Origin of the sequence: Kribbella sp. NPDC051137 (assembly GCF_040682535.1) — a bacterium.
Taxonomy (GTDB): domain Bacteria; phylum Actinomycetota; class Actinomycetes; order Propionibacteriales; family Kribbellaceae; genus Kribbella; species Kribbella karoonensis.
The window spans coordinates 1,325,557-1,348,415 of record NZ_JBFBBI010000002.1 but is presented as its reverse complement, the minus strand read 5'-3'; the positions used below and the strand labels follow the sequence as shown (position 1 = coordinate 1,348,415).

The following is a 22,859-nucleotide window of genomic DNA, read 5'->3' as shown; positions in this document are numbered from 1 at the left end:
GGCTCCCGCAACTCCAGCTCCGTATTCTGGCGACCATGACTCGGCTACTCGTGGTTGACGACGAAGCGACCGTGCGCGAACTGCTGTCCGCGACGTTGCGCTTCGCCGGCTTCGAGGTGACGTCGGCCGCGACCGCTTCGGAAGCAGTCGCGGCCGCGGCCGAGGAGCCGCCGGACCTGGTGCTGCTCGACGTGATGCTGCCCGACGTGGACGGCTTCGAGGTGGTTCGCCGTCTGCGCCCGATCCCGGTGCTGTTCCTGACCGCCCGCGACGGGAAGGCCGACAAGATCCAGGGGCTGTCGCTCGGCGCGGACGACTACGTGACGAAGCCGTTCGACCTGGAGGAGCTGATCGCCCGGATCCGCGCCGTACTGCGGCGCACGACCGGGCGGCCGAACGACGTACTGACCGTCGGCGCGCTGGCACTCGATGCCGAGGGCCACCAAGTGACACGGGACGGTACGGCGCTGCGGGTCTCCCCCACCGAGTTCCGGCTGCTGCGCTACCTGATGGAGAACGCGGGCCGCGTGGTGTCCAAGGCACAGATCCTGGAGCAGGTCTGGCGGTACGACTTCAACGGGGACACGAGCATCGTGGACACCTACATCTCGTACCTGCGCCGCAAGGTCGACGACCAGGAGCCGAAGCTCATCCACACCGTGCACGGCATGGGTTACGTGCTGCGAGCGCCCCGATGACGAGGCTGTCGCTGCGATCCCGACTGCTGCTGCTCACCGCCGGCCTCTTGCTCGCCGGGTTGAGCCTGATCAGCGCGGTCGTCTCGAACCAGCTGGAGCGGTACCAACTGGATCGGCTGGACAGCCAGCTCCGGTCGTTCACCCAGATCATCGCCGAGGTCGCACCGAACGGCCCCGCACGCGGGCAGCCGGCCCGGCCGCAGCTCCTCGATCCGGCGCTGGACCTGATCGGCGCGCCGTACCTCGCCTACCTCGACGGTGGCGGCGCGGTCGTCGGTACGGTGCGCTCGTCCCGCGTGGCGGCCGCGTCGTTCCCGTCCGACGACGCGCTGCGTTCGGTGCCGGCCGACGGGTCGGCCGTCGTGCTGCAGGCTGCCGACGGTTCGGGCCGCTGGCGTGCTGTCGCCCGGCCGGCGTCAGGCTGGAGCGGCACCGTGATCGCGACCGCCCAGCTGACCGCCGCCGATGCGACGATCGCCAAGCTCCACACCACCAGCCTGATCAGTGGCGCCGCCTTGCTCGTCCTTCTCACGGCCGTCGGATGGTGGGCGCTGGGTCGCGGACTCCGGCCGCTGCGCCGGATCGAGCACACCGCCGCCGCGATCGCGGCCGGCGACCTGACCGAGCGGGTGCCGGGTCTCGCCGCACCCAACACCGAGATCGGCCACCTGGGAAGGTCACTGAACACGATGCTCGGCCAGCTCGAGCAGGCGTTCGCGGACCGGGAACGAGCCGAGACCCGGATGCGGACCTTCCTCGCCGATGTCAGCCACGAGTTGCGTACGCCGCTGGTCGGCATCAAGGGCTCCACCGAGCTGTACCGGATGGGCGGGTCCGACGCCTAGGAGGCGATGAGCCGGATCGACCGCGAAGCCACCCGGCTCACCGGTCTGACCGAGGACCTGCTGCTGCTCGCCCAACTGGACGAGGATCCGGCAGCCCAGCTGGAGTGCGCACCGATGGACCTGCGGACGATCGCCAACGACGCCCGGCACGACCTGCGCGCGCTCGACCCGACCCGGACGGTCACGCTGACCGGGCCGGAGAACCACTCCGCGCCCGGTCCCGCTCCGGTGAACGGTGACGAGGACCGGCTCCGGCAGGTGGTCACCAACCTGGTCGGCAACGCGATCGCCCATACGCCACCCCGCACGGCTGTCCGGATCAGAGTCGGCACGGACGGCGGCCGTGCCGTGCTGATGGTCGAGGACGACGGCCCGGGGATGACGGACGAACAGGCCGAGCGGGTGTTCGACCGGTTCTACCGAGCCGACCGGGCCCGCAGGCACTCGGCGGGTGCGGGCTCCGGTCTCGGCCTCTCGATCGCCCGGTCCATCGCCCGAGCGCACGGCGGCGACCTCGTCGTCCATACCGTGCTCGGACACGGCACGGTGTTCTCGCTGACGTTGCCGGTGGCGGCCTCAGGGCAGCTTGACGTGGGACGGGTTCAGGTCGGCGACGCTCGAGACACCGAGTAGCGCCATCGTGCGGCGCACCTCCTTGGTCAGGATCTCCGCGGCCCGGGCGACGCCGCGCTGCCCGCCGGCCATCAGCCCGTACAGGTACGCGCGTCCTACCAAGCAGGCGTCCGCACCGAGGGCGATCGCCGCCACCACGTCCGCGCCGGACATGATGCCGGTGTCCAGGTAGATCTCCGCGTCGCTGCCGATCGCCTTCCGGACGTCCGGAAGGATCCGCAGCGGTGTCGGTGCCCGGTCCAGCTGGCGACCGCCGTGGTTGGACAGTACGACGGCGTCCGCGCCCGCGTCGACGACCCGGCGGGCGTCCTCGACGGTCTGGATGCCCTTCACGATCAGCGGCCCGTCCCAGATCGACCGCAGCCAGTTGAAGTCGTCGATCGTCATCGTCGGGTCGAACAGCTTGTCCAGCAGCTCCGCGACCGTGCCGTCCCAGCTGGACAGCGACGCGAACGTCAGCGGCCGGGTGGTCAGCAGGTTCGCCCACCAGGCCGGGTGCAGTGACGCGTCCAGCACTGTCTTCGCGGTCAGCGACGGCGGGATCGTGAAGCCGTTGCGGACGTCGCGCAGCCGGGCGCCGGCCACCGGTACGTCGACGGTCAGCATCAGCGCCTCATACCCGGCGGCGGCCGACCGTTTCACCAGGTCCTCACCGGCGTCGCGGTCCTTCCACACGTACAGCTGGAACCATTTGCGGGCGTCCGGCGCGGCGGCCGCGACGTCCTCGATCGACGTCGTACCCATCGTGGACAGCGCGTACGGGATGCCGACGTCCTGGGCGACCCGGACGACCGCGCTCTCACCCTCGTGGTTCATCATCCGGGTGAACCCGGTCGGCGCGAACGCGAACGGCAGCTCGGACCGCTTGCCGAGGATCGACGTCCCGAGGTCGATGTCGGACACGTCGCGCAGGATCGACGGCTGCAGCTCCATCTCCGCGAACAGCCGGCGGGCCCGGCGCAGGCTGATCTCCGCCTCCGCGGCACCGTCGGTGTAGTCGAACACCGAACGCGGCGTACGGCGCTTCGCGATCGCGCGCAGGTCCGCGATCGTCAGCGCCTTCTCCAGGCGCCGGTCGGTCGAGTTCACCGTGATCGGCTTCGGCCGCAGCAGCGGCTTCAACTCGGACCATTTGGGCATCTGGCGATCGGTCATCACAACTCCCGGCTGAATCTGTGGTCGGACCACACCCTACCCTGTGGTCCGACCACACAGGTAGGGTCGTTCACATGAAGAACTACGAGCTGGTCCTGCACCGGGTGGAGGCCGACCTGGCCGCGGGGCGGCTGCGGGTCGGGGGGCGGCTGCCCGGGGAGCGGGCACTCGCGGAACAGCTCGGGATCAGCCGGCCGTCGGTGCGCGAAGCGGTCCGGGTGCTGGAGGCGATGGGCGTCGTCCGGACCGCGACCGGGTCCGGGCCGGAGGCGGGCACGGTGATCGTGGCGGAGCCGGTGTCGCCGCTGACCGCCGTACTGCGGTTGCACCTGGCAACCAATCACCTGCCGATGGGGGACGTCGTCGAGACCCGGCTGTTGCTGGAGTCCTGGGCGGCGCGGGAGGCGGCCGGACGCGAGCTCGGCGCGGGTGAGCTGAAGGTCGCCGAGGAGCTGCTCGACCGGATGGACGACGGCGGGCTGTCGCCGGAGGAGTTCCATCTGCTCGACGCGGAGTTCCACGTCGCGCTGTCGGGGCTGGCGGGGAACGTGCTGATCGCGGCGGTGATGGCGTCGTTGCGGTCGGCGATTCACGGGTACGTGCTGGCCGCGGTGCCGAATCTGCCGGACTGGGAGGCGACGGTGGTCGGATTGCGGGCCGAGCACCGGGCGATCCTGGCGGCGGTGCGGGGCGGGGAGCCGGAGCGCGCGTCCGCGTTGGTGGGCGCGCATATCCGGGGGTTCTACCGTGCGGCGCAGTTAGCAGGGTTTGACAGCGGTACGGCGGAGGCCGAGGATCACGATCGCGCCGACGACGAGGTGGAGTGAGGCGAGGCCGAGCTTGGCGCCGAGGCCGATGCCGTTCGTGAGCGGGCTGCCGAGGGACGTGACGCAGACGATGGCCGCGATGACGGTCCAGGTGGTGCGGGCGCGTGCGGTACGGCGTTCGAGGATCGCGAGCAGGCCCCAGCCGAGGAAGCTGACCACGGCGGTGGAGATCACCACGGCAGGGGCGCCGATGTGCTGAACGCCGCCTTGGCGGGCCGTCAGGGTGAGGCCGGCGAGCGGTGCAAGCAGCATCCAGTCCACGAGCGCGGCAACCACGGCAACGGCAACCACCGCGATTCGCCGGCGCCCGACAGCAACAACAGGATTCGTTTCGACCGGGGTTTGCATTCGGGGCTCCTTCGGTGGCTGGGTGATGGGGACCAGAGTGGTCTGGGGGGTGAGGTTGCGGCATCGGCCAGGTGGCTGTGGGGGTTCGACTTTGGTCGGTGGTCGGGACCGGAGAGGACGCCTAGGCTCAGGGGCATGGACGAGCTGTGCATGCCGCGGAAGCCGCCGAGGTATGTCGAGGTGGTGGCGGTCGCCGCGATCGCGGTGCTGGTGGGGCTGACGATCGTCGGACGGTTGCCGGACCCGGAGCACCGCAAGTTCCTGCCGTTGGACATCGTCGTCGGGATCGCCTCGGTCGGCGTGACGCCGTTGGTGTTCCGGCGGCCGGTGCCGGGCGCGATCGCGGTCGCCGTACTCGCCGCCTTCTCCCCCGCCGCGACCCCGCCGTCGACCGTCGGCACGTTGAACGTCGCGCTCCGGCGACCGCTCCGTACGTCCGTCATGGTCGCGGCGATCGGCACCGCGAGCCATCTCGTTCAGGGCCTCTGGCAACCGATCCACGGCCTCCCGTACTTCTGGTACGCCGTCCTCGTCGTCGTTGTCCACGCAGGGCTGCTCGGCTGGGGCCAAGGCACCCAGGCACGTCAGCAACTGCTCGCGTCACTGCGAGAGCGCGCCGTCCGCGCGGAGGCCGAGCAAGGACGACGTGTCGCGGAGGCGCGGTCCCTCGAGCGGACGAAGATGGCCCGCGAGATGCACGACGTACTGGCGCATCGCCTGTCGCTGCTGGCCACGTACGCCGGTGCGCTCGAGTACCGCCCGGACTCCTCGCCGGAGAAGCTGGCGACGGCGGCCGGTGTCATCCGTACGGGTGTCCACCAGGCGCTCGACGAGTTGCGCGAGGTGATCAACGTCCTGCGCGACGAGGACGTGTACGAGGGCCGCCCGCAGCCGACGTTCGGCGATCTCCAGGCGCTCGTCGACGAGTCGCGTGCGGCGGGCACCACGATCGCGTACGACGATCGGGTCACGGACGCCACGTCGTTGCCGCCGGCAACCGGGAGGACGGCGTACCGGATCGTCCAGGAAGGGCTGACGAACGCCCGCAAGCACGCCGCCGGATGCCCGGTGGCGGTGCTGGTCACCGGGCACCCCGGCGACGGGCTGCGGATCGAGCTGACCAACCCGGCGTCGAACGGTACGCCGTTGGTGCCGGGCAGCGGGACCGGTCTGGTCGGGCTGACCGAGCGGGTGCAACTCGCGGGCGGCACCCTCGACCACGGACGAGAGCCCGGTGGCGCGTTCCGGCTCGAGGCCTCGCTACCGTGGCCTCCATGATCCGGGTACTGGTGGTGGACGACGATGCGTTGGTCAGGGCCAGCCTGGAGATGATGCTCGACGGCGCGAATGGGATCTCGGTCGTCGGCCAGGCCGCGGACGGCGACGAGGTGCCGGCCGCGGTCGACGCGCACTTCCCGGACATCGTGCTGATGGACCTGCGGATGCCGAGAGTGGACGGGATCGTCGCGACCCGGCGGCTGCGGGGGCGGCCGAATCCGCCGGAGGTGGTGGTGCTGACCACGTTCGACACCGACGAGAACGTGCTGCACGCGCTCCGCGCCGGCGCCAGCGGGTTCCTGCTGAAGGACACTCCTCCGGCGCAGATCGTCGAGGCAGTACGCCGGGTCGCGGCCGGGGACCCGATCCTGTCGCCCGCGATCACCCGCCGGCTGATGGACCGTGCCGCGACGCAGGCGGACGCGCACACGATCGCGCAGCGGAAGCTGGAGCGGCTGTCGCCGCGGGAGTACGACGTGATGCTCGCGGTCGCGCAGGGCAAGGCGAACGCGCAGATCGCCACCGAGCTGTTCATGAGCCTGGCGACCGTGAAGGCGCACATCTCGCACATCCTCACCAAGCTCGAACTCGGCAACCGGACCCAGGTCGCGCTCCTCGCCCATGACGCTGGGCTCGCATAAGGTCAACGCATGATCAGGGTGCTGCTGGCGGATGACCAGGCGTTGGTGCGGGCCGGGTTCCGGTCGTTGCTCAACGCCGAGGACGACATCACCGTGGTCGGCGAGGTCGCGGACGGGGCGGAGGCCGTCGTGGTCGCGCGGCGGGAGAAGCCGGACGTCGTGCTGATGGACATCCGGATGCCCGGGACCGACGGGCTGGAGGCGACCCGGCGGATCGGGGCCGACCCGGAGCTGGCCGATGTCCACGTGGTGATCCTGACGACGTTCGACCTGGACGAGTACGTGTTCGAGGCGCTGCGGGTCGGGGCGAGCGGGTTCCTGGTGAAGGACACCGAGCCGGTCGAGCTGCTGCAGGCGGTCCGGGTGGTCGCGCGCGGGGACGCGCTCCTCTCCCCCGGCGTCACCCGGCGGCTGGTGGCCGAGTTCGCGTCCCGCAGCAGGCAGCCGCACGCCAGCAAGGAGCTCGACGTCCTCACCGAACGCGAGAAGGAGATCGTCGCGCTCGTCGGCGAGGGGCTGTCGAACGACGAGATCGCCGCGCGGCTGGTGCTGAGCCCGGCGACCGCGAAGACGCATGTCAGCCGCGCGATGATCAAGCTCGGCGTCCGCGACCGCGCCCAACTGGTCGTCGTCGCCTACCAGACCGGCCTCGTCCGCCCCGGCTGGCTGGGTTGACCTTCCACCTGCTCGAACCCGCACGCTCGCCTGTATGGAACACCTCGAACAGCTCACCGCCGCGGTCGAACGCGGCCGCACCGGCGACCGGGCAGCCGCCCGCCACGACCTCGGCAGCCTGTGGGAAGAGTCCACCGACCTCCAGGAACGCTGCGCGATCGCGCACTATCTCGCCGACCTGCAGGACGACGTGCACGCCGAACTGAGGTGGGACCTCCGGGCGCTCGAGTGTGTGCAGGACGATGGCTGGCTCCCGTCGCTGCATCTGAACCTGGCGGACGACTACCGGCGGCTCGCACAACCTGGGCCGGCGAACGAGCACCTCGAGGCAGCACGTTCTCGTCTCTCGGAACTGCCTGAAGGTGCGTACGGGGAGGTGATCCGCGCGGGGGTCGGGCATGTGGCGGATGCGCTCAAGGCGGGGAACGTGCGACCGCTGGAGTCCAGTCCGAGTAGCTGAGTACTCCGCCGGCGGTAGGCCGGTTCACTCCCCCGAGGCGACGCCGCAACTCGTCCGCGGCGACACCCTCTAGGTATGGATGCGTTGGTTGAGGTCAGCGGGCTGACGAAGAGGTACGGCGACACCCTTGCGGTGGACGGTGTCGATCTGACGGTGCTGCCGGGTGAGGTGTACGGGTTCCTCGGGCCGAACGGTGCGGGCAAGACCACCACGTTGCGGATCCTCACCGGGCTGATCGCGCCGACGAGCGGCAGCGTCCGTGTGCTGGGCGGCCGGCCGGGTGAGGCCGACGTGCTGGGGCGGACCGGGTCGATGATCGAGTCGCCCGCGTTCTACCCGTACCTGTCCGGCCTCGACAACCTGCGGCTGCTGGCCGAGTACGCCGACGTCCCTCGGCAGCGGATCGACGAAGTGCTGGAGCTGGTCGACCTCACGGATCGCGCGGCGGACCGGTTCTCGACGTACTCCCTGGGGATGAAGCAGCGCCTGGGGGTCGCGGCCGCGCTGCTGAAGGACCCGGAGCTGGTGATTCTCGACGAGCCGACGAACGGCCTCGACCCGGCCGGGATGCGCGACATGCGGCGGCTGATCCGCGAGCTGGGCTCCGGCGGGCGGACCGTGCTGCTGTCCAGCCACCTGCTCGGCGAGGTGCAGCAGATCTGCGACCGGGTCGGCATCATCAACGCCGGCCGGATGGTTGCCGAGCACCACGTCGACGAGCTGCGCGGCGAACAGGAGCTCGTCGTCCGCGCCACCCCGGGGGACCGGGCCAAGACACTGCTGGCGTCGTTCGGGACGGTCCACCTGTACGACGACACACTCCGGCTGCAGGTCGATCCGCGACGCGCCGCCGAGGTGAACCGGACCCTCGTCGAGGCCGGCGTCGAGGTCTCCGAGCTGCACACTGCCGAACGCGCCCTCGAGGACATCTTCTTCGAGCTGACCGCCGAGGAGAACGCCGATGCCAGGTAGCTACCGCGCGGAACTCCTCAAGCTCCGCAAGCGATCCGCGGTCTGGGTGCTGTTCGGCGCCGGACTCGTGCTCAGCCTGATCTTCGGCTACCTGTTGCCGTACCTCGCCTACGCGACCGGCGACGACACCCCGAGTACGACGGGTGTCCCACGGGCCGAGGTGCTCCGCGGGATGCTGCCGGCGCGCGTCGTCGACAACACGATCGGCGGCTACCCGATCTTCGCCGGTGCGCTCGCGCTGGTGCTCGGCGCGATCGTGATCGGCGGCGAGTACACCTGGGGAACCCTCAAGACGGTCCTCACCCAACGCCCACGCCGGCTCACGATCCTGGCCGCGCAGTTCCTTGCCCTCGGCACCACGATCGCGCTGTGGGTGCTCGGCATCTTCGCCGCCTGCGCGCTCTGCAGCGTCGGGATCGCGGCCGCCGAGAACGGCTCGACGAGCTTCCCGAGCATCGGTGACCTCCTGCAGGGTCTGGCCGGAGGCTGGCTGGTGCTGATGATGTGGTGCCTGGCCGGTGCCGCGCTGGCGGTTGCCTTCCGCAACGTTGCGCTGCCGATCGGCCTCGGTGTCGTGTGGATCCTCGGGATCGAGACGCTGCTGGCCGGGGTGGTGAGCAGCCTGCTCCCTGGCCTCGAGTGGCTCGCCGACCTGTTGCCCGGAACGAACGCCGGCTCGCTCGTGTTCAGCCTCACCGGAATGGCCGCCGCCGACGCGCCTCCCGGAGTACGGGACGCGGTCGGCGGCGGACGGGCACTGCTGACCCTGATCGCCTACTGCGCGGTCTTCACGGCCCTCGCGGCCTGGACCATGCGGCGCCGGGACGTCACCTGATCCCGGCGTGCACCAGGGCGAGCTCGCAGAACATCGCGTTCGCCCAGGAGAACCACTCGCGGGTGAACTTCCGCGGGTCGTCGACGTCGAAGCCCTCGTGCATCTGCCCGGTGCCGCCGGTGGTGTCGCGAAGGAGTTCGAGCAGCCGCTGCCGCTCGTCGGCCGACGTACTCGAGATGCCCTGCACGGCCAGGGCGATGTGCCAGATGTAGCGCGGCGGCGTGTGCGGGCTGCCGATCCCGGCGGCCGCCGTACCGCTGTAGTAGTACGGGTTGTCCGGGCTGAGCAGCAGCGACCGGGTCGCGAGGTAGGTCGGGTCGTCGGCGGCGGCGTACCCGGTCAGCGGGATCGACAGCAGGCTGGGCATGTTGGCGTCGTCCATCAGCAACGACTCCCCCAGCCCGTCCACCTCGTACGCGTACACCCGGCCGTGCACCGGATGCTCGACGGTCCCGTACTGCGCGATGCCCTCGTCGATCTCGGCCTTCAGCGCCTTCGCCCGGTCGGCCAGCGGCTCGTCCCGCAGTACCTCGGTGGCGATCTCCTGCAGGTACCCGAGCACCACCGAGGCGAACATGTTGCCGGGCACGTTGAAGCCCAGCTCGGTCGCGTCGTCGCTCGGCCGGAACGCGCTCCACGACATCCCGGTCGGCCGCGTCAGCCGGCCGCGACCCTCCCGGACCAGCGTGTCCTCGGGCCGCTCGTCGTGCCGCTGGAAGTGGTACGCCGACCGCGCCTCGTGGTCCTGCTCGACCGTCCACAGGTCCACGATCGCCTCGGCCGCGGCCCGGTAACGGCTGTCGATCACGTCGGCGCGGCCGGTGATCCGCCACAGCCGGTACGCCAGCTCGAGCGGGAAGCAGAGCGAGTCGATCTCGTACTTGCGCTCCCACACCCACGGCGACATGTCGGTCTCGTCCGTGACGTGCCCCGCGCCGTTCGCCGCCTTGTTGAACGCGTTCGCGTACGGATCGAGTACGACGTACTCCAGCTGCCGGTGCAGAACGCCGATCAGGACGTCCTGCAGCCCCGGATCGTCCTTGCACAGCAGCAGGTACGGGCGCAGCTGGGCGGCGGAGTCCCGCAGCCACATCGCCGGGATGTCGCCGGTCAGCACGAACGTCGTCCCGTCCGGCAACCGCTCGGCGACCGCGGGCAGGTTCTCGGCCATCGACCGCCGGAACATCTCCGCGATCACCTCGTCACCGCAGGCCTGCTGGACAGCCACGACGGCCCGGGCAAGCACCTCGGAGTCGATCATCAACACATCTACCTTTCACCAACGAGAGCGGGGTTGAAGGTCCGGTCGAGGACCAGGGTCGCGGCGCCGATCGCGCCGACATCGGTGCCGAGCGCGGTTCCGGTGACCTCGAACGGATGCACCGCCTGCAGCAGGAACCGGCCGTCCAGCGCCGCACGGACGGCGGCGTCCAGGACCGGAGCGAGATGTTCCCAGTGCGGACCGCCGAACACGACGCGGTCCAGGTCGAGCAGGTTCGCGACGTCCTCGACCACCTTGGCGATCCGGACGGCCAACTGTACGACGATCTGCCGTGCCCCGGCGGAACCGCCCGCGGCGAGGGTACAGAGCCGGGCGAAGGCCTCGTCGACGGCGGGACGGTCGTCCAGGTCGAGGTCACCGGCAAGTACTCCGGCGCGCACCGCCTGCTGCACCAGGTACCGCGGCTGGCTGGCCTCGCCGACACATCCGCGGCGGCCGCAGTAGCAGACCGGGCCGTCGGGGTCGACGATCACGTGCCCGATCTCGCCGACGTTGCTGGACGACCCGCGCACCACCTCGTCGCCGATCACCACGCCGGCGCCGACGCCGGTACCGAGGTAGAAGAACACGAAGCTGCCGCCCTGCCCGGCCCACTTCTCCGCGGCCGCGGCGGCGGTCACGTCCTTGTCCAGGACGACCGGTAGACCGGTGCGCTCCTGGAGCCTGCCGCACAGCGGGACCAGGTGCCAGGCCGACAGGTTCGGCGGGTCCACCACCACGCCGCGTTCGACGTCGATCGGGCCGGGCGCTGCGATCCCCACCCCGGTCACCCGATCGCGTGCCGCACCCGACGAGGCGATCACTTCCTCGATCGTCTTCGCGATGCCGTCGATCAGCAGGTCCGGGTCGTCGGCGTACTGGTCGACCGGCCGCCGGGCGACCACCTCGCCGGTCAGGTCCAGCAGCACGACGGTGACCACGGACGGGTCCAGGTGGACGCCGACGGCGTACCGGCCGGCGGGCTCGAGTTCGAGCAGGGTCCGCGGCTTGCCGAGCCCGGCGCCGCGCAGTACGCCGGCCTCGCGGACCAGGCCGGCGTCGAGCAACCGGCGGACGATGTTCGAGATCGCCTGCCCGGACAGGCCGGTGGCCTCGGCCAGCTCGACCCGGCTGAGTTGCTCGCTGCGACGGATCGCGTCCAGGACGACGGCGTCGTTGAACCCCCCGACACGATCCAGGTTCGTCCCCCGTCTAGCCATTCGGGTCCGCACCCCACGGCTGCGACCAGTCGTACTCGATCGTCGTGCCGCCGGTCCGCCACTCGTTCGGGGTGGTGTTCGTCAGCCAGTCCGCCGGCTCGATGCCTGATTCCGCGCCGCCGTCCAGGGCCAGCCGGATCCCGGCCCGCAGCTCCCGGTCGATGTCCGCGGTCCGGGCGGCCGGGTCGATCGACAGGAACAGCGCCGTCCCGGAGCGGGCGATCAGGTCGAGATAGCGCGCGTTCAGCTCCCACGGCGTCTGCGGCGTACACGGGACGCAGTCGGCGTCGACGGTGAAGAACCGGTTGTGCTGCGGCAGCCGGAACGCGAGCGTGTTCACGCCCATCTTCCGGGTCCGCTCCCAGTCCCGGCCGGAGGTGTCGTCGCCGATCCGCTGGACGTCGACGAGTCCGGCGGCCAGGTGGCCGACGGTGTTGCAGCCGATCACCACCAGGTCCTCCGCGGCGCTCCGGACCTCGCGGTAGAAGTCGAGCACGATCTCGGCGGTGGTGCGGGTCGGGTCGTGGAACTGCCAGCCCGCGTCGGTCATCCGGGCACCCATCGCGGGCCCGAAGCCGCCGAAGACGTCGTACGTGCTGAAGTCGTGCTTGACCAGCTCGAAGCCCCAGTCCTTGAACCGGCGCAGGTCCGCCTTGATGCCGTCGACGACCTCGGGGTACGTCGGGTCCAGCGCGCGGCCCGGCTTGTCGTGCGGGCCCTTGGACGCCAGCGGGCTCGGCTCGCGGACGAGCAGCGGGCGGAACCACAGGCCCGGGCGGGCGCCGATCGCCTTGACCGCGGCCGCCGTACCAGCCATGTCGTCGAAGACGCCCGGCGTACCGCGGTCCCAGGGGCCGCCGGAGCAGACGCCGCCCGGGTACCAGCCGTCGTCGACGACGCTGAACGGCTTGACCGGATGCCCGTCGGCGAGTTCGACGATCGTCGACGCGTCCTTGAGGACCGCCTTCTCGTCGAAGTTCTCGCCGTACGCGTAGTACCAGTTGTTGGCACCAACTACAGGCCCGGCCACCGGCGCGGGCTCAGGTCGCGCCGGTAGCCGGGTGCTCATGGAGGCGACCGCTGCGTTCAGGGTCTGCCAGGGTGTGCCCGTGTCCTCGAATCGTCGCACGACGGCTGCTTTCAGCGTACGGCCGCCCAGGTGGACAGGCCCGCCGCCGTTGCGCAGGTCGAGCCACAACGTGAACCCGTCACGGTCGACCGTCCACGCACAGAACGCGTTCGGCTGGACGTCGACGCCCATGCCGAAGGTTCCCGCGCCCGAGTGGACGAGGAAGTACCACGGCAGCAGCCGCTCGGGCTGCTGGTGCCGCCACTGCAGATCGCCGTACGACCGCTCCCAGGCGTCGCCCAGGACCAGCGCGTCCGCGGGCAGCTTCTCCGACCAACGCAGTGCCACCCGGGAGATCCGCGTGGCGGTGACCTCGACGGTTCCGTCGTTCCAGTCGATCGTCGCACCGGCGCGCGACGGGACGACCAAACCGTCCGAGGGGTCCGTCTGGACGAAGACAGCGCTGGGCTCGTTCACCTTGCTCCCTCGGGCGGATTAATTTCCCCAGAGACTTTAGTTAGTGCTCGTCAGCGTGGTCAAGGCAGTGACCAGGCGGTCGACATCGGACTGATCGTTGTACGGCGCCAGGCCGGCGCGGACCGCACCTTCCGGGCCGAGGCCCAGCAGGTTGGCAGGCTCGTAGGCGTAGAACGAGCCCGCCGGGGCGTTCACCCCAGCGGCCGCCAGGTGTTCGGCGACCTCCGCGGGGGTGTGCCCGTCGACGGTGAAGAGCAGCGTGGGCGTGCGGTGCGCGGCGTGGCCGTACAGCGTGACGCCGGGGATCGCCGCGAGCCGGGTCTCCAGGTCGTCGCGGAGGGCGTCCTCGTGCTCCTCGACCAGGCGGAGCGAGTCGACGAGCCGCTCGCGGCGGGTGGCCCCGGAGCCGCCCAGCCCGGCGATGAAGTCGACCGCGGCCGTCGTACCGGCGAGCAGCTCGTACGGCAGCGTCCCGAACTCGAACCGCTCCGGTACGACGTTCGTCGACGGCAGCAGCTTGTCCGGCGTCAACGTCTCCAGCAGTTCGGGCGCCGCAGTGAGTACACCGAGGTGCGGTCCGAAGAACTTGTACGGCGAGCAGGCGTAGAAGTCGGCGTACCCCGCGTCGACGGCCGTGTGCGCGGTCAGATGTACGCCGTCGACGTAGATCAGCGCACCCGCGGCGTGGACCTGCTCGGCAATTCGCCGGGTGTCCGGGCGGGTGCCGAGCAGGTTGGAGGCGGCGGTGACCGCGACCAGCCGGGTCCGGTCGGTGAGCAGCGGGCCGATGTCGTCGAGCTCGGAGGTCTCCGGGTCGAATCCGAGCCACTTGATCGTGGCACCCGCTGCCGCGGCGGCCTGCACCCACGGGCGGACGTTCGCGTCGTGGTCGAGGCGGGTGACGATCACCTCGTCGCCGGCGGTCCAGGTCTTCGCGAGCGTCCGGGAGAAGTCGTACGTCAGCTGGGTCATGCTGCGGCCGAAGACGATCCCCTGAGCGGTGGTGCCGAGCAGGTCGGCCATCGCTTCGCGGGCGCCGACGACGACCTCGTCCGCGCGGCGTTCGGCGGCGGTCAGCCGGCCGCGGTTCGCAAGCGCCGAGGTGAGGGTCCTCGCGACCGCGTCGGCGACCGGCTGCGGGGTCTGCGAACCACCCGGGCCGTCGAAGTGGGCGGCACCCTCCTCGAGCGCGGGAAACTGTTTCCGGACGGCGATCACGTCGAAGGCACTCATGGGCGTCATCCTCTCTCGCTCCTGACATCCGCCGCCAGCGCCTGCCCGAATACGGATATAAATGCGCGAATTGTCGGCTGCGTAGTGCAGGATGTCAGGAGTGAGCACGGTAACGACTCCTGACAACGCTCCCGCTCGAGCGTGGGTCCCGAACATGCTGGCGCTGGCCGCCATCTGGGGCTGTAGCTTCCTCTTCATCTCGGTCGGCGTCCGCGAACTGCCGCCGCTCTACCTGGCGCTCGGCCGGGTGCTGGCCGGCTCCGTCGTACTGCTGGCGATCCTGGTCGTGAAGCGCGAGCCGCTGCCGCGCGACCCGCGCTTGTGGGCGCACTCGTTCGTGGTCGGGGCGATCGGGTCGGCGATCCCGTGGACCCTGTTCGGGTACGGCGAGGAGCGCATCCCGTCGTTGCTGGCCGGCATCTGGAACGGCATCACGCCGCTGATCGTGCTGCCGATCGCGGTGCTGATCTTCCGGACCGAGAAGTTCTCGGCGCAGCGTGGTTTCGGGTTGCTGATCGGGTTCCTCGGGATGCTCGTGGTGCTCGGGGCCTGGCGGGTGCAGGCCGGCGCGGACCTGGCAGGACAGGGGCTGTGCATGCTGGCCGCGTTCTTCTACGGGCTCGCGATCCCTTACCAGAAACGGTTCCTGGCCGGCACTACGCTGTCGGGTACGGCGTTGTCCACGGCGTTGTTGCTCTGCGCAACGGTCCAGCTCGCGGTGGTCGCGCCGCTGGTCACCGGGCAGGCGCCGCCCGCGCCGTGGTCGCTGTCGTTGAAGGTCGTGCTGAGCGTGGTGGCACTCGGTGCGCTCGGCAGTGGGCTCGCCTTCGTCCTCAACATGCGCAACATCCGGCTGATCGGCGCCAGCCGCTCGTCGATGGTGACGTACCTGATGCCGGTCTTCTCGATCCTGGTCGGCGTGATCGTGCTGCACGAGCACATCACCTGGTACCAGCCGGTCGGCGGCCTCATCGTCCTCGCCGGCGTCGCCGTCTCCCAGGGCCTGGTGACCAACCTCCGCCGCAAACCGGCGGTCGTCACCGCAACCACCTGAGCACGCGGACCGCTACGCGCGACGCAGGTTGGGAACGGCGGCGACGACCACTGCGACGAGGGCGAGGAGGGTGCCGGCGACGACCGGGGCGGTGACCGGTTTGTCGGAGACCGGGATGAAGATGTCGATGAAGAGACTGGCGATCAGCTGACCGGCGATCGTCCCGAGACCGAGGACGAAGACGCCGACCACGCGGACCACGGCGGCGGCCGCGCTGATGAAGATCACGCCGCACATGCCGCCGAAGTACAGCCACGGCTCACCCGGCAGAGCCTTCGGCGCGCCGCGGAACGCCAGGTCGACGACGAAGACCAGCAGCAACGCGAGGAAGCCGACCAGGAAGTTCACCACGCCGGCCGCGACTGCGCCGTACGCGTCCGACGACGCGGTGCGGGCGACCCGGCCGTTGATGGCCTGCTGTACGGCGGTTCCGACGCCGGCGAGCGCGGGGAGGATCGCGAGCAGCAGCCCGTCGGGGTGACTGAGCTGCTCCGAGACCGCGAGCGCCACCGCGACGAGCGCGATCGCCGCGCCGACGATCCGCAGCGTGGTCAGCGGCTGCGGACCCGCCGGGCCGAACCCGAGGCGGTCGACCACGAGACTGCTGATCGCCTGCCCCGCCACGCCCGCCACCAGGAACACCGCGACGCCGATCACCGACACCGTGATCGACTGCGTCGCGACCAGGAACGCGCCCGCGACACCGCCCGTGCACTGCCACCAGCGCAGGCCGCCGTACCCGCGCATCGGGGTCCGGATCGCGCGCCACACGCTGCCGAGCCCACGCCGTACCCGGGGAACCACCGCCGTCGCGACCAGTAGCACCAGCAGACCGGTGCCGAACGAGATCAGCGCCGCCGGGATCCCGTCACCCAGCTTGCCGCCCAGCTCCCCGTTGATCCGGGACTGCACCGCGACCAGCATGCCGATCCCGAAGGCGGACGTCAGCCCGGCCAGATGGTGCTGCCGGGTCGAGCCCGCGGGGCGTACGGCCGTCGTCGTCACAGCTCCATCATGACCGTTCGCCCTGTAGCGCCTGACAACGGGTCCGAACTATGAGCGGCGGACCAGCGCCAGGTACATCGCGTCGGTGCCGTGCAGGTGCGGCCAGAGCTGTACGTCGGGACCGTCGCCGAGGTCGGGTACGCCCGGGAACAGCGGACGGGCGTCCTCGAGTGTCGCGTCCGCCCGGCGTCCCAGCACGGTGTCTACGACGGCGCGGGTCTCGTCCGGATGCGGCGAGCAGGTCACGTACGCGACGACTCCGCCCGGGCGGACCGAGTCGATGGCCGAGTTCAGCAGCGCTTCCTGGAGCGGCCGGAGCTCCGCGACGTCGTCCGGCGTACGGCGCCAGCGTGCTTCCGGGCGACGGCGGAGCGCGCCGAGGCCGCTGCACGGTACGTCGGCGAGCACCCGGTCGAAGGAACCGGCCGGCCACGTCGGCTTGGTGCCGTCGCCGACGAGCACCTTGTGGTCGCCGGGGATCGCGCGAAGGTTCTGCCGGACCAGCTCGGCCCGGTGCTTGAGCGGCTCGACCGCCGTCAGCCGGCCGTCCTTCACTAGGGCGGCCAGCAACGCGGATTTCCCGCCCGGGCCCGCACACAGGTCGAGCCAGTTCGCGTCGTCCCCGTCGACCTTCGCCGACGCCAACGCGACCGCCACCAACTGCGACCCTTCGTCCTGCACGCCCGCTCGGCCGGTCGCGACCGCCTCGATCCGTCCGGGATCCCCGCCGCCACCCAGCACGGCACCGTACGGCGACCACCGGGCGGCCTCCGCCCCGGCCGCCACCAGTTCGTCCACCTCCGACACGCCGGGCCTGGCCACCAGCGTCACCCGAGGCGGCTCGTTGTCCGCGACGAGCAACCGCTCCAACTCTCTCGTCGCATCCCCCGGCGGGGCGGCACCCGGCCCGTCCGTGAGCGCGCGGTCGAAGGCGTCGATCACCCACCGCGGATGTGCTTCGGCGATCGCCAGGTGCCCCAGCGGATCGTCCTCCCACGCCGGGGCGACGGTAGTGATCCACTGCTCCAGCGTCCGCTGACTGATCTTGCGCAGTACGGCGTTCACCAGACCCGTGCGTTTCTGGCCGAGCACCGCACGGGTGAGCGTGACCATCTCCGAGACCGCGGCGTACGAGTCCACCCGCATGTTCAGCAGCTGATGACTGCCGAGGCGCAGCATGTCCAGCAGCTCCGGGTCGAGCTCGGCCAGCGGTCGTGACACGCTCCGCGCCAGGAAGACGTCGTACGTGCCCTGCCACCTCAGCGTCCCGTGGACCAGCTCCGTGCAGAACGCCGCATCGCGACCCGACAGCCGTGCCTCGCGGAGCGCCTTGTTGAGGGCGAGGTTCGCGTAACCGCCCTCGGCGGTCACCTGCCGGATCACCTGGTACGCGACCCGCCGTACCCGATCCGGCTCTCGCTGCGGCCCGCGGTTCCGGGGTGAACGATCGCTCACCCCAGGACGTCCTCGTCGGTCAACCGCACACCACGCGCCCAGTCGGCCGCCGCCATCGGCTTCTTGCCCTGCGGCTGGACCGTCACCAGCTCGACGGCCTTGCTGCCGGTCCCGACCTTGACCGCGGACTTGGTTGCCTGCAACTCGCCCGGCTTGAGTTCTTCGGACGTCAGCCGCACGGCGAGGACCTTCAGCCGTTCGCCCCGGAACGTCGTCCATGCACCCGGTGCCGGGTTGCACCCGCGCACCAGCCGGTCCACCCGCTGGGCCGGCGCCTTCAGATCCAGCTCGGCGTCCTCGACCGTGAGCTTCGGGGCCAGCGTCACGCCGTCGGCAGGCTGCTCACGCGCCTCCAGCACACCGGCCTCGATCCCGTCGAGCGTGTCGACGAGCAGCTTCGCCCCGGACACCGCGAGCCGGTGCAGCAGGTCGCCGGACGTGTCCTCGGGGCCGATCGGCTCGGTCAGTACGCCGTACACCGGGCCGGCGTCCAGCGCCTTCACGATCCGGAACGTGCTCGCCCCGGTCACGTCGTCGCCGGAGATGATCGAGTGCTGCACCGGCGCCGCGCCACGCCACGCGGGCAGCACCGAGAAGTGCAGGTTGATCCAGCCGTGCTCCGGGATGTCGAGCGCCGCCTGCGGCAGCAACCCGCCGTACGCGACCACCGGGCAGCAGTCCGGCGCGATCTCCCGCAGCCGCGCCAGGAACTCCGGGTCGCTCGGCTTCACCGGCTTGAGGATCTCGACCCCGCCCAGCTCCTCGGCGTACTGCGCGACCGGCGAGGCGACCAGCTTCCGCCCGCGTCCGGCCGGCGCGTCCGGCCGGGTGACGACCCCGACCAGGTCGTGGCGACTGGCAACAATCGCCTCGAGCGCGGTGACAGCGGGCTCCGGCGTACCTGCAAAGACGACTCTCAAAGGCCGAATCCGTTCGTAGGGTGGGGAGAGACCTTGATCTGTGGGGGGCCGGCCAGGCCGGACCACTCGGACTCGCGGATGGCCTTCATGGCGGCCTTGCGGGTCTCGCGGTCGAGGCGGTCGACGAACAGGACGCCGTCCAGGTGGTCGGTCTCGTGCTGGATGCAGCGGGCCAGCAGGTCGGAGCCCTCGATCACCACGGGGTCGCCGTACATGTTGAAGCCCTTGGCGATCACCGACTGGGCGCGGCGGCAGTCGAAGGTCAGGCCGGGGATCGACAGGCAGCCTTCGGGGCCGAACTGTTCCTCGACGGAGAGCGAGAGCTCCGGGTTGATCAGGTGACCCAGCTCGCCCTCGACGTGGTACGTGAAGACCCGCAGGCCGACACCGATCTGCGGTGCGGCCAGGCCGGAGCCGGGCGCGTCCTGCATGGTGTCGGTGAGGTCCGCCACCAGGCGGCGCAGCTCGGCGTCGAAGTCGACGACGGGCTCGGCCTTGGTGATCAGTACGGGGTCGCCGAACAGGCGGATGGGTTGGACCGACACAGACACTCCACACGCTTCATGAACCGGGACCGGGACAGTTTAGTTGGCCCGTGCCGGAGATTCCCGGCGGGAGGCCCCTCCCGTTTGTTGCCACAAGCACGTACTGTGGTCCCAGGCGTACCTACAGTCACTGCCGTCACACGCCGCTCGGGAGACCCAATGCTCACAGCAGCACGGGGGGCAACTCTGGTCCTCCTGGGTGCACTGCTCGCCCAGGCACCCCTCACCGCCCAGGCCTACCAACCGGACGACTCGCCGTACCGGTCCACACCACCTGCTCCAACTCCGACGGAGCCCAGTACGACGCCGGCTGCTGACGAGCCGCCGGCGGCGCGGTCGTGGAGTGATGTGGTGAAGGAGGTGACGGAGACCTCGCCTGGTGATGTGCAGTTGCGGTCAGCGGATGTGTCCGCGCAGGCCGCGTCGATGCTGCGGTGCTTCAAGCTCGAGACCGAGAACTACTGCCTCGGGCTCGGGTTCGTCGAACAGGTGCCGACCGGGGCTCAGCGGCACGCGCTGATGGAGCAGCCGAGCCTGCGGACGGCCGACGCGAGTGCTGAGCAGGACATCCCCACGGGTGACCTCACGCCGGCCGCGCTCGTCGCCCAGCGCGCCGCCCTTCCGAAGAGCCAACGCGTCACAGTGGAGCTCGACGAGATGCAGGCCGCGTGGAACGGCCGCGAGAAGGCCCGCGAACTGCGCGAACTCGCCGAAGCCAACACCCCACACCCCAACCCGGCACCAACCTCGGACACCACCCCGAGCAGCAGCCCCACCAGCACGCCCACGGAAACACCCACCGAAACACCCACGGGTAAACCGACGACCCTGCCGAGCACCGTGGGGACGCCGACCAGCTCCCCCACCAGCACGCCGGCCACTCCGGCGGCGCCCGTGGTCGTGCCGGGTTCGGCGTACATCATGAAGGGGTATCAGACCTCGCAGGAGAAGGGGTACTGGTGCGGCCCCGCCACCTTCCAGTCGATCGACTGGGCGGACGACAACCAGAAGGACACCCAGGCGTCCTGGGCGAAGGACCTCGGCTCGACCACCGGCGGTACGGCGATCTCCGCGATGGTGCGGCAGACGAACCTGAAGACCGGCTGGACCAAGACGGCCGGCAGCTACATCGTGCAGAGCGTCTCCACCTGGAACGCGCAGACCTTCCTCCAGGTGCACGAGAAGCACCTCGGCGTCTACAAGGCCCCGGTGATCGAGCACGTGCAGCTCCTCAAGCGGTACTTCCCGTACCTCGCCTTCAACCACAGCGGCCACTACCAGGTCGGCCGCGGTTACGACAAGAAGAACGGCACGATCGCGATTTTCGAGGTGTTCAACGAGCACCGCTTCAACAGCCGCGGCAACGTCACCGACGGCCCGAAGAACATCCCGGCAAGCGCGCTCTTCAACGCCACCCTGGCCAACTCCTTCCAGAACATCGGGTTGTAGATGCGCCGTCGTACCGTTGCCGTAGGCACCCTGGTCCTGCTGCTCGCCGGCTGCTCCGGCACCACACCGGAGAGCACCCCGACCGAATCGGCGTCGCCGTCCCCCACCCCGGCACCGTCGAAGCCGACAGACGTGGGTACGGCGATCCCGACCTGGGCGAACGTCCTCCGCCAGCCGGTCGACGGCCAGCACCTCGTCACCCGGCAACGCTCGTACGTCGTCACCCGCGGCAGCGACGAGGCCGGTACGACGACGATCGCCGGTCGCGCCTCCAAGAAGGTCGTCGTCCGGCACGTCCCCGCCGCCGGGTTCGTCGCCCAGTCCCCGGTCGTGATCGACGACCGCTGGGCGCTGGTCGAGGACGTCCGCTCCGACGGCCCGGACCCGCAGATCAAGGTGCTGCGCTACGACCTGACGACCGGCAAGGGCACGACGCCCGCGATCCCGCCGGTGTCCGAGCCGGAGATCGGCGCGTACGACGGGACGTTCGCGTACAGCTCGACCGACGCGAAGAACCGCTCCTGCCTGATCGTCGCCGACCTCGCGACGCTGAAGTCCCGCTCTGTCACCTGCGTCCCGGCGCCCGGGTACGTCGCCGATCCGGTCGTGTCCGCCGACACTGTGACGTTCAGCGAGATCGTCGCCCCCGGGACCGCCCGCCGCTGCAAGCGCGTCCTCACCGCCGCACTGTCCGGCGGCACGCCGAGACCGGTGCCTGCGGCAACGAACTGCATCCAGTGGAGCGGCGCCACCCTGGCCGGCGCGACGGTCTGGTCTGAGGTCGGCGCCTCCGACCCCGACCAGTACCAGAGCAAGGCATACGTCCGGGAGTCCGGCGACTCCCCCGCCCGTCCGCTCGGCATTGTCGTCACCGACACGATCCTTGCCTGCGGCAACTGGATCCTCTGGGAGACGCGCACGGTCGGCAGCACTGGCGAGGAGACCTACCAGATCAACCGCTGGCGCCCGGGCCTCACCAAGTCACAGATCATGTACGCCGGGAAACCAGGCGTGGCCCTCACCCCGATGACCTGCCAGGACAACACGATCTACGTCGAGGCAGCACACCTGGCAACCACCCCGACGTACAACGAAACCATCTCGGCAGCGCTCTGATGTCCCACCTCGGCTCACCCGCCGAGCGCCCCAGCCCCGGTCGACTTTGTGCACCAGATCCGTATGCCAGGCGCCGCACCATACGGATCTCGTGCACAAAGATGCACCACCCGCACGGGGAGGTGCCGCGCGGTCGGCGTGGGGGCGCCTCTAGTGGCGCGCGTGGCGGATCTTCAGGCGGCCGAAGCCGATCACGCCGGTGAGGCGGACGTGCGGGCCGTTGCCGGTCGAGTTGCGGGCGGGCTTGTAGCGGCTGTCCTTCCACTCCGTGTGCACCCCGTCGAAGTCGACGACCGCGTTCCGGGGCAGGGTGATCTTGACGCCGCCGTGCATCACGTTGAGGTCGATGTCGACCGCGCCGTCCTCGAACTGCGCCTGCGACAGGTCGAGCCGGACCCGCCCGTACATCGACACGACCTTCAGGTATCGCGGCAACCGCCAGCTCCCCCGCCGGACGATCCGCCCGGACGCCGCGTTGATCGTCGACGTACTCCCCAACGGCACGGCCGGGAGCGCGGCGACGGCCACCTCGAGATCGAGGCGGGTCCGGGCGGACAGCACCTGATCGAGCTGCTGCTGCATCTCGTCGTGCGTGAGATACCCGCCGGTGTACGCCGCCTGCACGCGCTCGACAGCCGCGTTCCGGTCGACGTCGCCGATCGCGGGCGAGCGCTCTTCGGAGGTCACC

Annotated in this window: 24 protein-coding genes; 13 read left to right on the top strand and 11 right to left on the bottom strand. The window is 70.5% G+C overall.

Annotation, left to right across the window (positions count from 1 at the left end; all coding sequences use genetic code 11):
* The first annotated feature begins 35 nt into the window (after positions 1-35).
* From AB0M51_RS13945 to AB0M51_RS13935, 3 genes are read left to right on the top strand one after another with little or no spacing between them, the layout of a single operon-like run.
* Positions 36-698, top strand: coding sequence for a response regulator transcription factor (locus AB0M51_RS13945; protein ID WP_344187435.1), 663 nt, complete (start codon positions 36-38; stop codon positions 696-698).
* On the top strand, positions 695-1,543 hold the full coding sequence (locus AB0M51_RS13940; protein WP_344187436.1) for a HAMP domain-containing protein: 849 nt from the start codon (positions 695-697) through the stop codon (positions 1,541-1,543). Before AB0M51_RS13945 ends, AB0M51_RS13940 begins: the two co-directional genes overlap by 4 nt.
* A gap of 6 nt (positions 1,544-1,549) precedes the next feature.
* Positions 1,550-2,176: a HAMP domain-containing sensor histidine kinase gene (locus AB0M51_RS13935; RefSeq protein ID WP_344187437.1), complete on the top strand. Its 627-nt coding sequence runs from the start codon at positions 1,550-1,552 to the stop codon at positions 2,174-2,176.
* On the opposite strand, the gene AB0M51_RS13930 is transcribed toward AB0M51_RS13935, so the two are convergent.
* Complete coding sequence (locus AB0M51_RS13930; protein ID WP_344187438.1) at positions 2,120-3,331, bottom strand: alpha-hydroxy acid oxidase; 1,212 nt, start codon at positions 3,329-3,331, stop codon at positions 2,120-2,122. The genes AB0M51_RS13935 and AB0M51_RS13930 overlap by 57 nt on opposite strands.
* A gap of 74 nt (positions 3,332-3,405) precedes the next feature.
* On the opposite strand from AB0M51_RS13930, the gene AB0M51_RS13925 reads away from it, so the two are divergent.
* Complete coding sequence (locus tag AB0M51_RS13925) at positions 3,406-4,158, top strand: FCD domain-containing protein (protein WP_344187439.1); 753 nt, start codon at positions 3,406-3,408, stop codon at positions 4,156-4,158.
* Here AB0M51_RS13925 and AB0M51_RS13920 read toward each other — a convergent pair.
* On the bottom strand, positions 4,090-4,506 hold the full coding sequence (locus tag AB0M51_RS13920; RefSeq protein ID WP_344187440.1) for a DUF6069 family protein: 417 nt from the start codon (positions 4,504-4,506) through the stop codon (positions 4,090-4,092). The genes AB0M51_RS13925 and AB0M51_RS13920 overlap by 69 nt on opposite strands.
* A gap of 135 nt (positions 4,507-4,641) precedes the next feature.
* Here AB0M51_RS13920 and AB0M51_RS13915 point away from each other — a divergent pair, with 135 nt between their 5' ends.
* The 6 genes from AB0M51_RS13915 to AB0M51_RS13890 all read left to right on the top strand — a co-directional run bounded on the left by AB0M51_RS13915 (position 4,642) and on the right by AB0M51_RS13890 (position 9,367).
* Complete coding sequence (locus tag AB0M51_RS13915) at positions 4,642-5,784, top strand: histidine kinase (RefSeq protein WP_344187441.1); 1,143 nt, start codon at positions 4,642-4,644, stop codon at positions 5,782-5,784.
* Entirely contained in the window at positions 5,781-6,425 is a 645-nt protein-coding gene (locus AB0M51_RS13910) for a response regulator transcription factor (protein ID WP_344187442.1), read from the top strand. The genes AB0M51_RS13915 and AB0M51_RS13910 overlap by 4 nt, the downstream gene beginning before the upstream one ends.
* A 9-nt stretch (positions 6,426-6,434) precedes the next feature.
* Complete coding sequence (locus tag AB0M51_RS13905; RefSeq protein ID WP_344187443.1) at positions 6,435-7,100, top strand: response regulator transcription factor; 666 nt, start codon at positions 6,435-6,437, stop codon at positions 7,098-7,100.
* A gap of 34 nt (positions 7,101-7,134) precedes the next feature.
* Positions 7,135-7,560, top strand: coding sequence for a hypothetical protein (locus AB0M51_RS13900; protein ID WP_344187444.1), 426 nt, complete (start codon positions 7,135-7,137; stop codon positions 7,558-7,560).
* 75 nt (positions 7,561-7,635) lie between these two features.
* Entirely contained in the window at positions 7,636-8,532 is an 897-nt protein-coding gene (locus AB0M51_RS13895) for an ABC transporter ATP-binding protein (protein ID WP_344187445.1), read from the top strand.
* Complete coding sequence (locus AB0M51_RS13890) at positions 8,522-9,367, top strand: ABC transporter permease (protein ID WP_344187446.1); 846 nt, start codon at positions 8,522-8,524, stop codon at positions 9,365-9,367. Before AB0M51_RS13895 ends, AB0M51_RS13890 begins: the two co-directional genes overlap by 11 nt.
* Here the strand turns inward: AB0M51_RS13890 and AB0M51_RS13885 are convergent.
* The 4 genes from AB0M51_RS13885 to AB0M51_RS13870 are packed head-to-tail and all read right to left on the bottom strand — an operon-like array spanning position 9,360 to position 14,627.
* Positions 9,360-10,628: a glycoside hydrolase family 125 protein gene (locus AB0M51_RS13885; protein WP_344187447.1), complete on the bottom strand. Its 1,269-nt coding sequence runs from the start codon at positions 10,626-10,628 to the stop codon at positions 9,360-9,362. The two genes, AB0M51_RS13890 and AB0M51_RS13885, sit on opposite strands and share 8 nt — an antisense overlap.
* 8 nt (positions 10,629-10,636) lie before the next feature.
* Positions 10,637-11,848, bottom strand: a complete 1,212-nt coding sequence (locus AB0M51_RS13880) for an ROK family transcriptional regulator (RefSeq protein WP_344187448.1) — start codon at positions 11,846-11,848, stop codon at positions 10,637-10,639.
* The gene (locus AB0M51_RS13875; protein ID WP_344187449.1) at positions 11,841-13,394 is read right to left on the bottom strand and encodes a hypothetical protein; all 1,554 of its coding nucleotides are present in this window, start codon (positions 13,392-13,394) and stop codon (positions 11,841-11,843) included. Before AB0M51_RS13875 ends, AB0M51_RS13880 begins: the two co-directional genes overlap by 8 nt.
* Positions 13,395-13,430: 36 nt before the next feature.
* A complete protein-coding gene (locus tag AB0M51_RS13870) occupies positions 13,431-14,627 on the bottom strand; it encodes a cysteine desulfurase-like protein (protein ID WP_344187450.1) in 1,197 nt (398 codons plus the stop codon).
* 100 nt (positions 14,628-14,727) lie between these two features.
* Here AB0M51_RS13870 and AB0M51_RS13865 point away from each other — a divergent pair, with 100 nt between their 5' ends.
* Entirely contained in the window at positions 14,728-15,681 is a 954-nt protein-coding gene (locus AB0M51_RS13865) for a DMT family transporter (protein ID WP_344187451.1), read from the top strand.
* Positions 15,682-15,693: 12 nt separating this feature from the next.
* Here AB0M51_RS13865 and AB0M51_RS13860 read toward each other — a convergent pair whose 3' ends face one another.
* From AB0M51_RS13860 to def, 4 genes are read right to left on the bottom strand one after another with little or no spacing between them, the layout of a single operon-like run.
* The gene (locus AB0M51_RS13860; protein ID WP_344187452.1) at positions 15,694-16,686 is read right to left on the bottom strand and encodes a DMT family transporter; all 993 of its coding nucleotides are present in this window, start codon (positions 16,684-16,686) and stop codon (positions 15,694-15,696) included.
* Positions 16,687-16,734: 48 nt separating this feature from the next.
* Positions 16,735-18,141: a transcription antitermination factor NusB gene (locus AB0M51_RS13855; RefSeq protein WP_344187453.1), complete on the bottom strand. Its 1,407-nt coding sequence runs from the start codon at positions 18,139-18,141 to the stop codon at positions 16,735-16,737.
* A complete protein-coding gene (gene fmt / locus AB0M51_RS13850) occupies positions 18,138-19,061 on the bottom strand; it encodes a methionyl-tRNA formyltransferase (protein ID WP_344187454.1) in 924 nt (307 codons plus the stop codon). The genes AB0M51_RS13855 and fmt overlap by 4 nt, the downstream gene beginning before the upstream one ends.
* A complete protein-coding gene (def, locus tag AB0M51_RS13845; protein WP_344187455.1) occupies positions 19,058-19,606 on the bottom strand; it encodes a peptide deformylase in 549 nt (182 codons plus the stop codon). The genes fmt and def overlap by 4 nt, the downstream gene beginning before the upstream one ends.
* 159 nt (positions 19,607-19,765) lie before the next feature.
* Between def and AB0M51_RS13840 the strand changes: the two genes are divergently transcribed.
* Both AB0M51_RS13840 and AB0M51_RS13835 read left to right on the top strand, forming a co-directional pair.
* Positions 19,766-21,055 (top strand): C39 family peptidase, encoded by a 1,290-nt coding sequence (locus AB0M51_RS13840; protein ID WP_344187456.1) that lies wholly within the window; start codon positions 19,766-19,768, stop codon positions 21,053-21,055.
* Positions 21,056-22,171: a hypothetical protein gene (locus AB0M51_RS13835; RefSeq protein WP_344187457.1), complete on the top strand. Its 1,116-nt coding sequence runs from the start codon at positions 21,056-21,058 to the stop codon at positions 22,169-22,171.
* Between the two features lie 150 nt (positions 22,172-22,321).
* Here AB0M51_RS13835 and AB0M51_RS13830 read toward each other — a convergent pair whose 3' ends face one another.
* Positions 22,322-22,858, bottom strand: a complete 537-nt coding sequence (locus AB0M51_RS13830) for a DUF1707 domain-containing protein (protein ID WP_344187458.1) — start codon at positions 22,856-22,858, stop codon at positions 22,322-22,324.
* Position 22,859: the final 1 nt, after the last annotated feature.

Excerpts from the sequence above, each read along its gene's own strand:
- AB0M51_RS13930 (WP_344187438.1), bottom strand. The coding sequence starts at position 3,331 with ATGACCGATCGCCAGATGCCCAAATGGTCCGAGTTGAAGCCGCTGCTG.
- AB0M51_RS13945 (WP_344187435.1), top strand. The coding sequence starts at position 36 with ATGACTCGGCTACTCGTGGTTGACGACGAAGCGACCGTGCGCGAACTG.
- AB0M51_RS13900 (WP_344187444.1), top strand. The coding sequence starts at position 7,135 with ATGGAACACCTCGAACAGCTCACCGCCGCGGTCGAACGCGGCCGCACC.
- AB0M51_RS13870 (WP_344187450.1), bottom strand. The coding sequence starts at position 14,627 with ATGAGTGCCTTCGACGTGATCGCCGTCCGGAAACAGTTTCCCGCGCTC.
- AB0M51_RS13925 (WP_344187439.1), top strand. The coding sequence starts at position 3,406 with ATGAAGAACTACGAGCTGGTCCTGCACCGGGTGGAGGCCGACCTGGCC.
- AB0M51_RS13910 (WP_344187442.1), top strand. The coding sequence starts at position 5,781 with ATGATCCGGGTACTGGTGGTGGACGACGATGCGTTGGTCAGGGCCAGC.
- AB0M51_RS13920 (WP_344187440.1), bottom strand. The coding sequence starts at position 4,506 with ATGCAAACCCCGGTCGAAACGAATCCTGTTGTTGCTGTCGGGCGCCGG.
- AB0M51_RS13915 (WP_344187441.1), top strand. The coding sequence starts at position 4,642 with ATGGACGAGCTGTGCATGCCGCGGAAGCCGCCGAGGTATGTCGAGGTG.
- AB0M51_RS13940 (WP_344187436.1), top strand. The coding sequence starts at position 695 with ATGACGAGGCTGTCGCTGCGATCCCGACTGCTGCTGCTCACCGCCGGC.
- AB0M51_RS13905 (WP_344187443.1), top strand. The coding sequence starts at position 6,435 with ATGATCAGGGTGCTGCTGGCGGATGACCAGGCGTTGGTGCGGGCCGGG.
- AB0M51_RS13840 (WP_344187456.1), top strand. The coding sequence starts at position 19,766 with ATGCTCACAGCAGCACGGGGGGCAACTCTGGTCCTCCTGGGTGCACTG.
- AB0M51_RS13835 (WP_344187457.1), top strand. The coding sequence starts at position 21,056 with ATGCGCCGTCGTACCGTTGCCGTAGGCACCCTGGTCCTGCTGCTCGCC.
- AB0M51_RS13890 (WP_344187446.1), top strand. The coding sequence starts at position 8,522 with ATGCCAGGTAGCTACCGCGCGGAACTCCTCAAGCTCCGCAAGCGATCC.
- AB0M51_RS13935 (WP_344187437.1), top strand. The coding sequence starts at position 1,550 with ATGAGCCGGATCGACCGCGAAGCCACCCGGCTCACCGGTCTGACCGAG.
- AB0M51_RS13885 (WP_344187447.1), bottom strand. The coding sequence starts at position 10,628 with ATGATCGACTCCGAGGTGCTTGCCCGGGCCGTCGTGGCTGTCCAGCAG.
- AB0M51_RS13880 (WP_344187448.1), bottom strand. The coding sequence starts at position 11,848 with ATGGCTAGACGGGGGACGAACCTGGATCGTGTCGGGGGGTTCAACGAC.
- AB0M51_RS13895 (WP_344187445.1), top strand. The coding sequence starts at position 7,636 with ATGGATGCGTTGGTTGAGGTCAGCGGGCTGACGAAGAGGTACGGCGAC.